The organism is Bacillus cereus (assembly GCF_025917685.1).
GTDB classification, from domain to species: Bacteria; Bacillota; Bacilli; order Bacillales; family Bacillaceae_G; genus Bacillus_A; species Bacillus_A cereus_AT.
Window position 1 is genome coordinate 4,820,511 of sequence record NZ_CP089518.1, and the last position, 13,795, is coordinate 4,834,305.

A 13,795-nucleotide genomic window follows, 5' to 3' on the forward strand; every position below is an offset into this window, starting at 1 on the left:
ATTTTACCATAAAGAAAACTTGTTATCATTATATTTAGCTAACAAATAATCGTTGTATCCCTCACTGCAATTATCTTGAAATTCAATCATAACATTTACGAAAGCAAGACTGGAATGTAATTACAACCCACAACAGAGAAATTACACCTTCAGAGAATATAACAGATCCTACTTTCTGAACTTTTCATTAACATATTTATTGGTAATCCAAAATAATATTTAGTACACTGTAAATAGAACTTATAGGCGATGGAGTTCGCCATAACTGCTATGTAGCTAATGACTCCTACCAGTACAACTACTGGTAGGAGTCTATTTTTTTTGAGTAAACTATTAGAGAGGTGAAGAAATTGAAATATATTATTGTTGGCATAGCCGGTATATTAGGAGCTCTTTCCCGTTATTATTTAGGTTTTACTATCGATACGCTTTGGCATCATTCATTACCACTTGCTACATTAACAATTAACTTAATTGGCTGTTTCTTACTCGCTTTGTTGACCACCTATATCGCCCGGTTAAACATCTTATCTTCCGAAGTTATTACAGGGATTGGAACAGGGTTTATCGGTTCATTTACGACGTTTTCAACATTTAGCGTCGAAACTGTAAAACTAATCAATTATTCTGAGCTAGGTATCGCCTTTTTATATGTATTATGCAGCATGTTAGGTGGTCTAATTATGTCTGGGCTTGGCTATAAACTTGGAGATTTTTTACTACAAAAACACCTTGAGGAAGGTGAACTATCATGATTAATGCTTTATTAGTAGCAACAGGAGGGTTCTTCGGTGCTATTACACGATTTGCAATTAGTAATTGGTTTAAAGAAAGAAATAAAACTTCATTTCCAATTGCTACATTTCTCATTAATATAACAGGAGCATTTTTACTCGGATATATAATTGGCAAAGGGATAACTACAAGTTGGCAACTATTATTAGGCACTGGATTCATGGGTGCCTTTACTACATTCTCAACGTTTAAATTAGAATCCATTCAGCTTTTCAACCGTAAAAACTATCGCGTACTACTTCTATATTTAAGCACTACTTATATAATCGGTATCACATTCGCATTCCTTGGGATGAAGTTAGGCGGAATATAAAAAAGAAAGCGACTCTTATCGGTCGCTTTCTTTCATAAAAAGTATGTTGCCCCATATGGAATTGAAAATAAACCAGCTGGATACACATTATAATGTACGATTTGCATCGGAGGCTGTGTATACGGCATATACTGACTCTGCATCATTTGCTCTACCTGCGCTTGTTGTTGCATCTGAATAGCCTGATGCACTGCCTGAATTGTCCCCTGTGCCCCGGCCAATGTAATAGCCGGCCCTACTTGTCTTTCAGTGTAAAAATAATGGTTCATCATTATTCAGCTCACTTTTTATACAGAATGAATTCCTCTTACATGTTATGTTCACATACAATGCAAGTGTTTTAAATTTACATAAAACATGTTTTTAGCCCAACCCATACATCAAACACCTTCATAGAGTATATAAATGCCCACAAATATATGAAAAGGAGTGAGAATATGAGTTTCTACGAACAACAGCCTTTTACTCAAGATAACTATTATCGAGATCAACATTGGCATCCCCAAAATCCACTAAAACACCAAACAATCGCTATAATTGGTCCTGCTGTTTCTCACGGATTACGTGAAGCTGCTCATCTCGGCTATCAACACGCATTAACCGAAGCTGTCGCTATCGGCTACTTACTTGGAAGAGGTTACGATTATAACACCGCTTGGAAAACCGTTGAATCTTGGTGGAGACCACCAGGATCCCCGCTTCCTACTCCATACTAAAGTGAAAAGACCGTAAATATACGGTCTTTTCACTTTAGCATGCTTTCTTTTTTTGAAGCATCGAGAAAATAGCCATGAACAAAATCGCAATAATTCCAGTAAAAACAAATAAATAAGCTAATGGAATTAAGAAAAATGGTTCCACTAAAGTTCCATCCAGCTTCACTTCCGAACCAATTATATTAAACATAATTATACATAACACTCCTAAAAATATCGGACTAGCCGCTAATAAATATTTGTTTTTCATAATATATTCTCCTTCAATTTCATAATTAATTTTTTGTATTCCTTTTCACTATTCTTACTACCATCATAATAAATCCAACAACATTACAAGTCAACAATTATTTATTGTTTTACAATAAATAATTGTTGTTTAAAATAAAAAAGAGACTATAGACAATCATCGTCTATAGCCTCTTCACTCCATTATTTCACTCTAAAATATTCTTTTTGGAACATACACATTCTTATCGCATTATGGTAGTTACCATCAACGAAAAACTCGTCTAAAAGCTCACCTTCCACCATAAATCCAACTTTTTTATAAACATGTACAGCCTTTTCATTCTCTTTATCAACAACTAAGTAAAGTTTATGCATATTTAATACTGAAAAAGCGTAATCCATCGCTAAACGCGTCGCTTCCGCTGCATAACCATGTCCTTGATAATTCGGATCAATAATAATTTGGAATTCAGTTCTTCGATGAATATAATCGATTTCCACTAACTCGACTAATCCAACCATCTCATTATCTTTCTCCAGGATAAAACGGCGTTCACTTTGATCATGTATATGTTTATCATATAAATCCTGTAGTTCTACAAAAGCCTCATAGGGCTCTTCAAACCAATAAGACATAATATGTGCGTTATTATTAAGTTCGTGTACAAACTTTAAATCTTCCCGTTCTAAAGGACGCAACTTTAATTCCTGACTCATTTCTATAACCTCCAAGTAAAATAACCTCTTCACTTAATTTCTCAATTTTTTTCGATTTCAAACGCCCTATTTACATTGTAAACTTTCAAGTAACTTGAAGGTCAAGATGAAAAAGTAGTGCAAACTTATGTCTGCACTACTACTCTTTTCTCAAATCTCTCATATTTGATATGTATAAAGCAATAACTAAAACAAGAATGGATCCTGCATATAATAACGTCTCCATCGGTTCCTCATGAGATACAATAATCAGTCGAATTAAAGCCGTAATCCCTATATAAATAAAATAGCGTAACGGAAAATGGTAGTTCGATTTAAAATACTTAATAATTAATGCGATGAACTCAAAGTATAAGAAGTAGACAATGATACTTTCAACTAATTTATAAGATGTATACTTCTTCGCCGAAAATATGTATTGAATAAACGTGATTGTCTCATTAATTAAAAAGATAGATAAAACAATGGACAATATAATTAGCGCTATATTTAATATCCACTGCAAAACACTAGCTATAACATGATCGATATTAAATGACTTCATTTTCTCTTTAGACTCTCCTTCATATAAGTACTTATTTATTATAGCAAAATTATCATTGGAAAGAAGTTAAATCATATATTCGTCCTTTGTTTTCCCCTGTGTAGGGGATATTCATTGTTTGGAGGAGTCTTTTAACCGCAGAGCTAGATTGCATATTAAGAAAGTCCCTCAATTTGCTATTAGTAGTTATCATGTCAATCAGAAGTGTGTAATCTTGTAAAGCACGTAAATGAGCATGTTTAGACGTACTATTACAGTTTGAGCAACGCCATCCCTGTTTTTCTTTTAACATTGCCATTGTAAAACATTCCTCACACTGTACTCCCCTGAGCAATTCCTCTTTTTTAATTTTATATTGTGCAAGAATATTTTGTCGCTGTGGAAAGTTCTCATTCATAATTTGATTTATAAGTCCTTTTGTATTACCAATTGCTTCTTCTTTATATTGATTTTCAATTTGTTTGATTCTATTAGGTAAATTTGCACCGTGGATAATTTTACTAGGAAGTATTTCATCTGAAGTTTTAATAATTGTACGAGGTGAACTAATTACAACGAGGGATTCAATCGAGATATTATATAAACCATGCAAACTCAGCCATTTTCTCAACTGCACCTCTTGCCGCTTCAGTTGTAAAATCGGATCTGGGAAACCTTCTTCCGAAGTACCATCTGCTATTCGAATGAGCTGATTAAACTTTGCATCAAAGATTAATGTACCAATAATATTTTTTATTTCAAGAAAAAGAAGAAAACGTGAGGAAACTATGAGGGTATCAATTTGGAAATAATGTTTCTGATCAAACAACCTAATATCATGTAAAATACTGTATTCTGTTTCAGATAAGAAACTAAGCGGATATTCAATCGCCTGCTCTCCTTTATAACCAGCCATAAATTTTGCTAGATTTTCAGCCACCATATTCCTTTTGGGATGATGGGTAGGCAATCTTCTAAGGAGAGCGTCTAACTGGAGCAAATATACGGGCATTTTCCTCTCTTTCACAATCATTTTTATTCCCCCTCCAAAATATATCAGCGATTTTTCAAATATATCGGCATAACTCCAAATATATCAGCGATTTTCGAAATATATCGACTTACCGACAAAAAACGACACACACATCAAAAGCCTATACACAGTATAGCATCACATCAAAAATCGCACTGTACTCATAATGTTAATCCCCCCATTTGATTATGGCATTTTCAAAATGAAAGAGTAACATTCACCGCATGTAAAATTCCTTTTTATAAATATGAAAAAATTTTAGGAATTAGTTTATCTTTTTTTAATGATTTATTTAGAGGGAGTTTATACTCGGCTATTAACATAATAAACGTAGTAACTACTTTCAGAAAGACAAACTATTACTATAATCGCAAACCGTACTACTTAAATTCATAAAATGAGGAGACGATACAAAATGAACAAAAAAACGAAAGCACTATCATCCATACTGCTCGGATTCACATTAGCATTAACAGGTTGCGCTGATACTAAAGCCGAAGAAAATCATAGTAAACAAAAACAAGAACAAACTGCTAAAGAGACAAAAAAGGAAAATAAGTTAACTAAAGGGCAAAAAATGGCTAACATTCTTAGCGAGACAAATTGGCAAGGTACAAGAGTGTATGACAAAGATAAGAATGACTTAACAAAAGAAAATGCAAACTTCATTGGTCTGGCAAAATATGATGCAAAGTCAGGAAGATATGAATTTTTTGATGCGAAGACAGGTTCAAGTCGTGGCGATAAAGGAACTTTCTTTGTCACAAATGATGGGAAGAAGAGAATATTAATTTCAGAATCAATGAAGTATCAAGCTGTTGTTGACATGACAAAGCTAAATAAAAATGTATTTACGTATAAACGAATGGGGAAAGATGCTAACGGTAAAGATGTAGAAGTTTTCGTTGAACATGTTCCATATAAAGAAAAAGAACTTTCTTTCACGGATCCGGACAAGCAATTGAACTCTACTACAGGCGATATCGTTAAAAACGTTGACGGAGATAAAATTTTAGGTGGAACCCTTTGGCATGGAACAAAGGTATTAGATGAGGCTGGTAATGATGTAACACAATTTAATTCGAATTTTATAAGTCTAGCAAAATTCGATGACAAGTCTAATAAATATGAGTTCTTCAATAGTGAAACAGGTCAAAGCCGCGGTGACTATGGCTACTTCGATGTTTTACATGAAAATAAAATAAGAGCTCATGTATCGATTGGTAATAACAAATATGGTGCCGCTCTTGAACTTACCGAACTGAATAATAATAAATTTACGTATAAAAGAACTGGTAAAGACCAAGCTGGTAAGGACATAACGATATTTGTTGAACATGAACCTTATAAAGGTGATGTTAAACCACAATTTAGTTTTTAATAAAGTTTGATTAAAAATCCTGTACTGAGCTGCAGGATTTTTCTTATTAAGCAAGAGGACGAAAAGAAAACAGATATACCAGACACAGAAATTAAATCTTATGAAGAAGTACAGAAAAGCTTATTTACCTGCAAAAACAAAAGAAAATTTAGGTGTAAAATAAATTTCTAAAAGTAAAAGGATCATCAATTAATTGATGATCCTTTTACTTTCCTTAGTGATAAAGTGTTAAATCATACTTCCTTCCTTTACTCTCACCGGTATATAGCACTTCCAATACTTGAAGTAACCTTTTCACGATTGAGCTTGATTGCACATTCAGAAGCTCTTCCAACTCACTATTATTAATCGCCTTTTCAATAAGACGTGTTTAATCTTGTAAAATACACTTATGTGCATAGTTAGAAACACTATTACAACTTGAACACTGCCATCCTTTTTTCACCTTAACCGATGAATGTTTTTTCGTGCATAATAAAAAAAATAAAAAATTCCTGTCACAAAACTCGTTATTCCGGGTTCTCTATAATACAGGCATCAAATGAGAGTGAGGTTTTAACTGACATGTTAAAAATAAAAAAGGAAGAAAGGCCTGTTTCGGATGTGACATTTGAAGATTTGTTTAAACAAAACTATGTTTACGTTGTGAAACAGATCGTATGGATTGTCAAAAATCAGACTATCGCTGAAGAATTAGCCCAAGAAGTATTTTTACAGCTATATCGCAACGATTGGAAGAGAATTGAACACTTACCTGGATGGCTAATAAAATCTTCTACTTATGTAGCGTATAAATATCTACGATCTGAAAAACGACATCAGGCGAGAGTAGATAAAACCATACAATATCATGAAGTACAGCATATTTCATCATTAGATGATGACTGGATTAGACAAGAAGAAATTACAAAGGTACAAATGGTACTCAGTAACATGGATGAACGGGATCGAACCATTTTATTAATGAGGTTTTCTGACTTTCAATATAAGGAAATTGCCGAAGTGCTTCAAATTGACATATCTTCTATTGGAACATTATTAGTCCGAGCCAAACAAAAGTTTCGTAAGATTTATAAACAGTTAGAGGAGGCGTAATAAATGAATTGTTATGATGTGGGATTTATTCAAGCATATATGGATGGGGAATTACCTTATGAGACAAGAAAAGAATTCACAAAACATTTAGATACGTGTAACGCATGCCAAGACTTATTACTAGAAATTAGTAAATTAAATCAATGGGAAAATGTCATGTTAGAGGAAGAAATAGTACATTCATCAAAGGAAATCAAAATTGATGTAGACCAAGCGTGGAAAGCATTTGAAAATCGCGCAAAATTAGAAGATGTTTCTTATATCAATCAAAAACCTGAACAGAAGAAGGGATTATTTACAAATATGAATAAAAAATCAAAACGTTTCATGTATATAGCAGTAGCGGTAGCAGGGCTTTTTTCAACAGCCATGATTCCACAAGTTCGAGTGGCAGCTACAGATGTTGCCTCTTATTTTTCCAATGCAATTTCAAATGATACGATTATTGATGAAGGAAGAGACGTTACAAAAGGGCAATTTATTCCTCTTGATGAAAAGATTACAGATCAAGGTGTTACAGTACATCTGAAAGAATTATATGTAGCGGATGCACGTATATCCGTTCATTACAAAATTGAAAAAGAAAATGGAAATGTAGTACCGTTTGAATTTGATACAACGGGGTTACAACTTGAAGATGACGGCAAAGTAAATGGTCAACAAGAAAAAAACCCAGAATATAAGGAAAATGGGTACTTCGGACAATTAGCATTTATTCAAGGAGCAAACGGTGGACCATTAGAACTAAAAGCATCCGGTGAAGAATTAAAGCATATAGGTATTCGTTTTAAGGATAGACCAGAAGGTGTCATTACATTTATCGAAGGTCCTGAAGGGAAAGATTCTTTCAAACAACCACTTACATTAGATGTAAATATAAGCAGGATTGGAAAATTATCTGGTTCTTGGAAAGGTCAAATTCAAATTGATCCTACCAAATTGAAAAAATAAAGTAAATTTAAATGAAAAAAAGAATAGAACGATGTATATCCAATACCATGCTTATATTCTTCCTTGTGTTACTTACATTTATTTCATACATGATTTCTACTCTATCATTTTTAATTTCATAAACATAAAAAGGTAGTATAGAAAGTAGCCGGTTCCTTAACATACAGGGAATCGGCTACTTTTTGTCCAAACGCACAATTTTCTTTTTTCGTATGGTGCCCCTACATGCAAAACTTACATAAAATCTAGATGAACTCCAAATAAACTCCAGATACTTGTTTTATGCTAAATGTAATCTTAAACAAGGAGGTAATGGAAAATGTTTAAAACATTATTAGCAGGAACACTTTTAAGTACAGGATTATTAGCGGGTGGTGCAGTAGATACAGAAGATATGAAAACGAACAAACTAGAATCGAATGAAAAAATAGAATGGAGACAAACAAATAAAAGTGAAAAAGAATCTGCAAAAAAGATGGACAAAGGTACAAAAATTGATCAAAATCAACCAATGTCAGTTACAACAAGTGTAGATGGAACAACAACTTCTTCGCCAATCCATAATTCACCTGAAGACGCAGTGCCAGCAATTCCTAACGAAGAAGTGAAATCTAACCATAATCAAACCTTTGAAATGCCTGAGGACACTAAATCAAAACCTGCACATGATTCTTCTAAATAAGCTATAAAATGAAATAGGATCATACCGTCAGATAAGTAATAATAGAATCCCTGTTGCATACAGCACAGGGGTTTTGATGTTAAAAAAGTTCCCTTCACTAGTCAAAAGCAAATAATGAAAAAAGAAAAATCAGATGTGAAATAATCAATAATTATTAAAAACAAATAAAAGGAGTATCTCTTATTTAATAAGAGATACTCCTTTTATTTTTGGAACCATGTCTTTCCCACAAGCAAAAAGAACCATAAACTTGCAGAAAGTTTATTTTAACTTCCCTATTGATAGGTTAACACGGTAATTCCCGTACTTTAATAATCGTCCTAGAAAGTTATCTAATTCTTCATTGGAAGCAAAATGTGTTTTTAATAAATAACATCCATCACCACTTATACGATGTACTTCAGAAATCCCTTCTTCTCCTTGAAAGAAATTCATAAACTCTTGATGATTAGCTGTTGTTACGAACAAAGTAACAAATGCAGTCACTACTTGTCCTAATTTGATTCGGTTTATTGCGATTGTATATTGTTCAATAATTCCTAAATCCTCTAATCTCCGAATTCGATTTCCTACAGCCTGCCCCGTCATATGTATTTTCTGACCAAGTTCTTTCCATTGTATTCTTGAGTTTTCTCCTAATAATTTTAGTATCTCAAAATCCGTTTGATCAATGATATAAACCAATCCTTTCACCGTGAAAGTAGAAAGCCAGAAAGTGTTTCGCCAGCTTATTCTGCTTATCGATACAATTCACTATACTTAGTTTATCCTCTTACATCACATTATTTATCAGTTATATTCACCTATAACATAGAGGACGCAACAAAAAAATACATCTAGATTTAAAGGAGGTTACAAATATGTTATTACAAGAAATCCTATCGTTCAATGAACAATTTGTAGAAAATGAGGAATACGCTCCTTGTGAAGCGACAAAAATGCCTAAAAAACGTATGGTTGTTGTTTCTTGCATGGATGCTCGTTTAATTGAGCTACTTCCAAAAGCTTTAGATATACACGATGGTGATGCAAAAGTTATCAGAAATGCAGGTGGTAAAATTGCTTCTGCTTTCGATAGTGTTATGCAAAGTGTTGTAGCATCAGTATATGATCTAAATGCAGATGAAATCTATCTTATCGGACACCATAGATGTGGTGCAAGCCAAACTAATCCAAAAGGAACACTTCAAAAAATATTAGATCGCGGAGTAGCTTCACCAGAAATTTTATCAGCAATTGAATATGCTGGTGTTGACCTTGAAAAATGGTTATTTGGATTCGATGATGTCTGCGATTCAACTCAAGCTAATGTTGATTTAGTAAGAAATCATCCACTTATTCCAAAAGATGTTCCTGTACATGGTTTAGTTATTGATCCTCACACAGGTAAATTAGATTTAGTAGTTGATGGATATAAAACATTACATGGTATGAAAAATTAATTATTACTTAAATGAAGGGAAGTTATTAAATATGAATAGACAAGAAGCTACGCAAAAAATTATGGAAGCAAAAATCACAAAAGGTTTAACATGGGAAGAAATTTCAAAAGTAAGTGAAAACTCTGAGACTTGGGTTGTAACAGCATTATTAGGACAAGCTACAATGACACGTCCGGAAGCAGAAAAAATTGGTAAACTATTAGAATTAGATGAAGAAGTAGTTCAGGCATTAACAGTAGTTCCACTTCGAGGTCAAGTAATGCAAATGCCTCCTACTGACCCAATCTTATATCGATTATATGAAATGATGTTACAATACGCACCAACTCTTAGAGAATTAATCTTAGAAAAAGCTGGCGAAGGTGTAATGAGTGCAATTAACTTCAATCTAGGTGTGGATACACAAGAAGATCCAAAAGGTGGCGATCCTCGTATCGTTATTACACTTAACGGGAAATTCTTACCGTTCCGTACATGGTAATTAATCAAAAATCTATCTATATAATTAAAATGATTTTATAGATTTACAAAATCCATCCTTTTTAATCTAACTGTATAGAAAGGGTGGATTTTTACTATGAGATTCTTTTTCGGCAAAGGGGACTAATATGAATAAAAAATACTTTAATACGAGCTTTAGTATTCTACAGTGGTTTGTGTTTTTATTAGCAAATGCAATTGCATTGCCTATAATTATTGGTGGCATATTCTATTTATCAATAGAAGATATCTCAACATTAATGCAGCGAACTTTTTTAGTCGTGGGAGTAAGTTCATTTATACAAGCATGGTTTGGGCATCGCTATCCCATAGCGGATGGTCCAGCCGGTTCATGGGTAAGTATATTTGTCATACTGGGACAAGTAGCTATGCATCAGGGCCAAAGCGCAAAAGGCGTGTTGCAACTTTTAGAAGGCGGGTTAATTATTACAGGTATATTACTCTTCGTTCTTGGTATAACAGGGCTTGTTCATCGAATTCTACGTTTATTTACACCTTTGGTTACAGGAACTTTTCTTTTAATATTATCTCTTCAGCTTAGTGGTGTGTTACTAAAAGGAATGATGGGATTACAAGGAGCTGTAACTCATCCTGATTATACAACGGCTACTATTGCGCTCTTTGTTTTTGCCCTTATTACTTTCTTATCAATTAAAGGGAAAGGATGGATGAAAAGTTACGCTGTGTTACTTGGAATTTCATGTGGTTGGCTTTTGTATGCTGTATTAGGAAAATCATCTCATATGCCTTCACACACACCGTTAGTTAAGTTACCAGAGCTATTTTCTTGGGGCACACCTAGATTCGATATTGGAATGGCTCTAACTGCAACTTTATTTACATTTCTTTTAGTTGCAAATACGATTGCTGCTGTTTCAGCTGTAAAACAAGTGGCTCCGTTATCTAAAGAACATGAAAAGCAAACACTGAACCGTGGTGTGTGGGCAGGAGGTATATCACATATTATCTCGTCGTTGTTCTCTACAATTGGAATTGTACCATTACCTGCATCAGCAGGATTTATTCAACTAACAGGACAAAGAAAAATGAAGTCGTTCCTTATAGCAAGTCTTATATTAGCAGGAATTTCTTTTATTCCCTCAATTGTAAGCTTTATATCCTTGCTACCAGGTCCTATTGCTAATGCTGCACTTTTAGCAACATTTGTCCAAGTAATAGGAATTTCATTTCAATCAATTTTACGTGAAGAATTAAATCAACGCCGATTAACTATATTAGGAATTTCATTATTAATCAGTTTGGGAATAATGTTTCTTCCAGAAAGTGCATTTAGCGGAATTCCTTCTTCCTTACAATATGTTTTAAGTAATGGATTGCTTGTGGGTACCATGCTTGTCATTCTATTGGAACAGTTTTGGAAAGAGTAAAACTTGTGACTAAGTAAAAAAACGCCCTGCTTACAGGGCGCCTTTTTATACCTAATGACTAATACTAGCAGTTGGGTATAATGTTGTTCCTCCAATTGAAACTTTTATTTCATTTGTTAATGGAACATTTTGTTCATTAATAATTGTTCTCCACCATTCCCATGCAAGACCAGTACATTCTCTTGCTACGATTTTTATATTTTTTGAATTTGGTGGAAGAGGGATAACTGTAGAGTAATGAGCCGTTTTGTCTTTGCCGCTACCATCCCATGTTTTATGTGTTAGTACTTCTTTACCATTTTGATCAAATGTGAATTCATCCCAAGATACATCAAATTGCGCAACGTAAGCACCGTAATGATCCAGTGTCATTTTAGCACTTGAATATTCTGTAGTTGTCGTTTCGATATAATCTGTATTGTTATGAACAGCAGCAGTTGCATTATCTTTTAAAAAAGTACTTGTATATGAAATTGGGTATGCTGGATTTTTAAGACTTAATTCAGCATTATCTTTAATGATATTTCGGATTTCATTGAAATCTTTAGTAACAACCTTGTTATGCTCTTTCGCATCTCCGCCTAATACTACAGCGGTAAAGGTACTTTCTTCAAAAATATCTTTGTACTGTCCACTCGTTTCGACGCTGTTATTCTTAAGTAAGGCTTTAAAGGCAGCTTGTACATCTTTGCTCTTAGATGTTGTTTCTAATTTTACATAAGCAGTTCTACCATAAGCTACATTTGAGACCATAACAGGTGGAGCCGAATTACTTACACCTTTACGAGTTAACTCACCAAAAGTAACACTATTATCAAAAAGATCGGATGGATTGTTAGGTAGTTCAGCACTTACGGTATAAAATATTTGCTTATATGCCGCTACCATCACTTTTTTCTCTCCATTTGCAACCGCATTAAAATCAATGTTTAGACTGTTATCAAGATATTTGGCGTTAACGTTAAGGGCACTTGCGATTTGTGATTTACTATAAACCATAGATTCTGTATACTGCATTCTTGCGGGTAACGTATGTGTTTTAGAATACTTTTCATTCCAAGTAGATACTAGATCATCTACTGCTCCAGCCACATTACCATATGTCGGATTTTGGACAGTAATTGTATTTTCTTTTCTCATGCCAGGTAAGTCTATACTAATATTCAAAGGCTTTCTCTTAGCCACTAATAAACTAGGTTGATTGTCTGCAAAAGCTTTATTTGCAAGTTGTACCGCTCCTGGATACGTACGATTCACCACAGAATCAATAATCGAAATATCGACTGGTGAAGTTGTAAGTGATTTTTTCTCGCGTTCCACTACTACAAATTTACCATTTGAATTGATACTTTCTTTTGGAACAAAACTCTCTACCTTATCACCATTTACAGCTAAAACCTCTTGATTATTATATTTAAGATTTGCTATACCAGTATCAATGCCACTAGCATTTTTGGTTACATCAGTTGCATTACCTACTTGTGTTTCTGCGAAGGAAATAGATGAATAATTAATAGTGCATAGACTAACTAATAAACATGTAAGGAACTTTCTTCTTTTAGTGTTTTTCTTAATATTCAGAAAAATCACCCCGTTCTTTTTTTAGTAAGATATGATAATGATTGATAAATGATAGCTAACTAATAAACCTACATAAATGCTTTTAAAAGTTCTTGAATTAACGGGATTACGCCACCTACAAATTTCAAAACTGCCATTGCGATTTCCATATTATTTCCTCCCTTTTTATTGCTACGAAAATGTGATTTATCTTTATGCCCTCATTATAGTGACCCCTTACACTTTTATCAATACACTCTTATATGCAATATTACATACAAAAAAACAAGCTGAATTCTTATAAAAAGTTATACAGAGATAAATTTTTCGTTTGGTAAATACTTGAAAAGGCGAAGTGTTCCTTTGCATTTTATGAGCAATTTACAAGTTTATTGTTGGAAGCATCGCAGGACTAGAAGTAATGAGATACCTGTAGGACTGTTACGAGCATCCAGAAACATTAAGAG

Annotated in this window: 17 protein-coding genes and 1 riboswitch; of the genes, 10 read left to right on the forward strand and 7 right to left on the reverse strand. The window is 33.6% G+C overall.

Features of this window, described 5'->3' with window-relative positions; translation table 11 throughout:
* The first annotated feature begins 236 nt into the window (after positions 1–236).
* A riboswitch (Fluoride riboswitch) is annotated at positions 237–296 on the forward strand.
* A 54-nt stretch (positions 297–350) separates the two neighbouring features.
* On the forward strand, positions 351–755 hold the full coding sequence (crcB, locus tag LUS72_RS25245) for a fluoride efflux transporter CrcB (RefSeq protein ID WP_264448398.1): 405 nt from the start codon (positions 351–353) through the stop codon (positions 753–755).
* Positions 752–1,108: a fluoride efflux transporter CrcB gene (gene crcB, locus LUS72_RS25250; protein ID WP_097832316.1), complete on the forward strand. Its 357-nt coding sequence runs from the start codon at positions 752–754 to the stop codon at positions 1,106–1,108. Before crcB (LUS72_RS25245) ends, crcB (LUS72_RS25250) begins: the two co-directional genes overlap by 4 nt.
* A gap of 32 nt (positions 1,109–1,140) precedes the next feature.
* On the opposite strand, the gene LUS72_RS25255 is transcribed toward crcB (LUS72_RS25250), so the two are convergent.
* Positions 1,141–1,380, reverse strand: coding sequence for a DUF3947 family protein (locus LUS72_RS25255; protein ID WP_097832317.1), 240 nt, complete (start codon positions 1,378–1,380; stop codon positions 1,141–1,143).
* A 165-nt stretch (positions 1,381–1,545) separates the two neighbouring features.
* On the opposite strand from LUS72_RS25255, the gene LUS72_RS25260 reads away from it, so the two are divergent.
* A complete protein-coding gene (locus tag LUS72_RS25260; RefSeq protein WP_002144954.1) occupies positions 1,546–1,824 on the forward strand; it encodes a hypothetical protein in 279 nt (92 codons plus the stop codon).
* A 34-nt stretch (positions 1,825–1,858) separates the two neighbouring features.
* Here the strand turns inward: LUS72_RS25260 and LUS72_RS25265 are convergent, their stop codons facing one another.
* The 4 genes from LUS72_RS25265 to LUS72_RS25280 all read right to left on the reverse strand — a co-directional run bounded on the left by LUS72_RS25265 (position 1,859) and on the right by LUS72_RS25280 (position 4,328).
* Complete coding sequence (locus LUS72_RS25265) at positions 1,859–2,074, reverse strand: DUF3955 domain-containing protein (protein WP_264448399.1); 216 nt, start codon at positions 2,072–2,074, stop codon at positions 1,859–1,861.
* Between the two features lie 182 nt (positions 2,075–2,256).
* The gene (gene speG, locus LUS72_RS25270) at positions 2,257–2,772 is read right to left on the reverse strand and encodes a spermidine N1-acetyltransferase (RefSeq protein WP_097832319.1); all 516 of its coding nucleotides are present in this window, start codon (positions 2,770–2,772) and stop codon (positions 2,257–2,259) included.
* Positions 2,773–2,911: 139 nt separating this feature from the next.
* Positions 2,912–3,316: a phosphate-starvation-inducible protein PsiE gene (gene psiE, locus LUS72_RS25275; protein WP_097832320.1), complete on the reverse strand. Its 405-nt coding sequence runs from the start codon at positions 3,314–3,316 to the stop codon at positions 2,912–2,914.
* Positions 3,317–3,368: 52 nt separating this feature from the next.
* On the reverse strand, positions 3,369–4,328 hold the full coding sequence (locus LUS72_RS25280; protein ID WP_097832321.1) for a nuclease-related domain-containing protein: 960 nt from the start codon (positions 4,326–4,328) through the stop codon (positions 3,369–3,371).
* A gap of 415 nt (positions 4,329–4,743) precedes the next feature.
* Between LUS72_RS25280 and LUS72_RS25285 the strand changes: the two genes are divergently transcribed.
* From LUS72_RS25285 to LUS72_RS25300, 4 genes are all read left to right on the forward strand, one after another.
* The gene (locus LUS72_RS25285; RefSeq protein ID WP_097832322.1) at positions 4,744–5,709 is read left to right on the forward strand and encodes a DUF4822 domain-containing protein; all 966 of its coding nucleotides are present in this window, start codon (positions 4,744–4,746) and stop codon (positions 5,707–5,709) included.
* A 564-nt stretch (positions 5,710–6,273) separates the two neighbouring features.
* Complete coding sequence (locus LUS72_RS25290; protein ID WP_097832323.1) at positions 6,274–6,804, forward strand: RNA polymerase sigma factor SigX; 531 nt, start codon at positions 6,274–6,276, stop codon at positions 6,802–6,804.
* Positions 6,805–6,807: 3 nt separating this feature from the next.
* Positions 6,808–7,755 carry a DUF4179 domain-containing protein gene (locus tag LUS72_RS25295; RefSeq protein WP_097832324.1) on the forward strand — a complete coding sequence of 316 codons (948 nt, stop codon included), beginning with the start codon at positions 6,808–6,810 and terminating at the stop codon, positions 7,753–7,755.
* Between the two features lie 319 nt (positions 7,756–8,074).
* Positions 8,075–8,437, forward strand: a complete 363-nt coding sequence (locus LUS72_RS25300; protein WP_264448400.1) for a hypothetical protein — start codon at positions 8,075–8,077, stop codon at positions 8,435–8,437.
* Between the two features lie 261 nt (positions 8,438–8,698).
* On the opposite strand, the gene LUS72_RS25305 is transcribed toward LUS72_RS25300, so the two are convergent.
* Positions 8,699–9,130: an Lrp/AsnC family transcriptional regulator gene (locus tag LUS72_RS25305; protein ID WP_002039967.1), complete on the reverse strand. Its 432-nt coding sequence runs from the start codon at positions 9,128–9,130 to the stop codon at positions 8,699–8,701.
* Positions 9,131–9,297: 167 nt separating this feature from the next.
* Here LUS72_RS25305 and LUS72_RS25310 point away from each other — a divergent pair, with 167 nt between their 5' ends.
* The 3 genes from LUS72_RS25310 (at position 9,298) to LUS72_RS25320 (ending at position 11,768) form a co-directional block, all read left to right on the forward strand.
* A complete protein-coding gene (locus tag LUS72_RS25310) occupies positions 9,298–9,879 on the forward strand; it encodes a beta-class carbonic anhydrase (RefSeq protein ID WP_098888405.1) in 582 nt (193 codons plus the stop codon).
* A 31-nt stretch (positions 9,880–9,910) separates the two neighbouring features.
* A complete protein-coding gene (cynS, locus tag LUS72_RS25315) occupies positions 9,911–10,360 on the forward strand; it encodes a cyanase (RefSeq protein ID WP_071748062.1) in 450 nt (149 codons plus the stop codon).
* A 127-nt stretch (positions 10,361–10,487) separates the two neighbouring features.
* On the forward strand, positions 10,488–11,768 hold the full coding sequence (locus LUS72_RS25320; protein WP_264448401.1) for a purine/pyrimidine permease: 1,281 nt from the start codon (positions 10,488–10,490) through the stop codon (positions 11,766–11,768).
* A gap of 51 nt (positions 11,769–11,819) precedes the next feature.
* Here LUS72_RS25320 and alo read toward each other — a convergent pair whose 3' ends face one another.
* A complete protein-coding gene (gene alo / locus LUS72_RS25325; RefSeq protein WP_264448402.1) occupies positions 11,820–13,358 on the reverse strand; it encodes an anthrolysin O/cereolysin O family cholesterol-dependent cytolysin Alo in 1,539 nt (512 codons plus the stop codon).
* Positions 13,359–13,795 lie beyond the last annotated feature (437 nt).

Bases quoted from the DNA above. Each gene is read 5' to 3' on its own strand.
- crcB (WP_097832316.1), top strand. From the start codon at position 752: ATGATTAATGCTTTATTAGTAGCAACAGGAGGGTTCTTCGGTGCTATT.
- LUS72_RS25255 (WP_097832317.1), bottom strand. From the start codon at position 1,380: ATGATGAACCATTATTTTTACACTGAAAGACAAGTAGGGCCGGCTATT.
- LUS72_RS25260 (WP_002144954.1), top strand. From the start codon at position 1,546: ATGAGTTTCTACGAACAACAGCCTTTTACTCAAGATAACTATTATCGA.
- LUS72_RS25265 (WP_264448399.1), bottom strand. From the start codon at position 2,074: ATGAAAAACAAATATTTATTAGCGGCTAGTCCGATATTTTTAGGAGTG.
- speG (WP_097832319.1), bottom strand. From the start codon at position 2,772: ATGAGTCAGGAATTAAAGTTGCGTCCTTTAGAACGGGAAGATTTAAAG.
- psiE (WP_097832320.1), bottom strand. From the start codon at position 3,316: ATGAAGTCATTTAATATCGATCATGTTATAGCTAGTGTTTTGCAGTGG.
- LUS72_RS25280 (WP_097832321.1), bottom strand. From the start codon at position 4,328: ATGATTGTGAAAGAGAGGAAAATGCCCGTATATTTGCTCCAGTTAGAC.
- LUS72_RS25285 (WP_097832322.1), top strand. From the start codon at position 4,744: ATGAACAAAAAAACGAAAGCACTATCATCCATACTGCTCGGATTCACA.
- LUS72_RS25290 (WP_097832323.1), top strand. From the start codon at position 6,274: ATGTTAAAAATAAAAAAGGAAGAAAGGCCTGTTTCGGATGTGACATTT.
- LUS72_RS25295 (WP_097832324.1), top strand. From the start codon at position 6,808: ATGAATTGTTATGATGTGGGATTTATTCAAGCATATATGGATGGGGAA.
- LUS72_RS25300 (WP_264448400.1), top strand. From the start codon at position 8,075: ATGTTTAAAACATTATTAGCAGGAACACTTTTAAGTACAGGATTATTA.
- LUS72_RS25310 (WP_098888405.1), top strand. From the start codon at position 9,298: ATGTTATTACAAGAAATCCTATCGTTCAATGAACAATTTGTAGAAAAT.
- cynS (WP_071748062.1), top strand. From the start codon at position 9,911: ATGAATAGACAAGAAGCTACGCAAAAAATTATGGAAGCAAAAATCACA.
- LUS72_RS25320 (WP_264448401.1), top strand. From the start codon at position 10,488: ATGAATAAAAAATACTTTAATACGAGCTTTAGTATTCTACAGTGGTTT.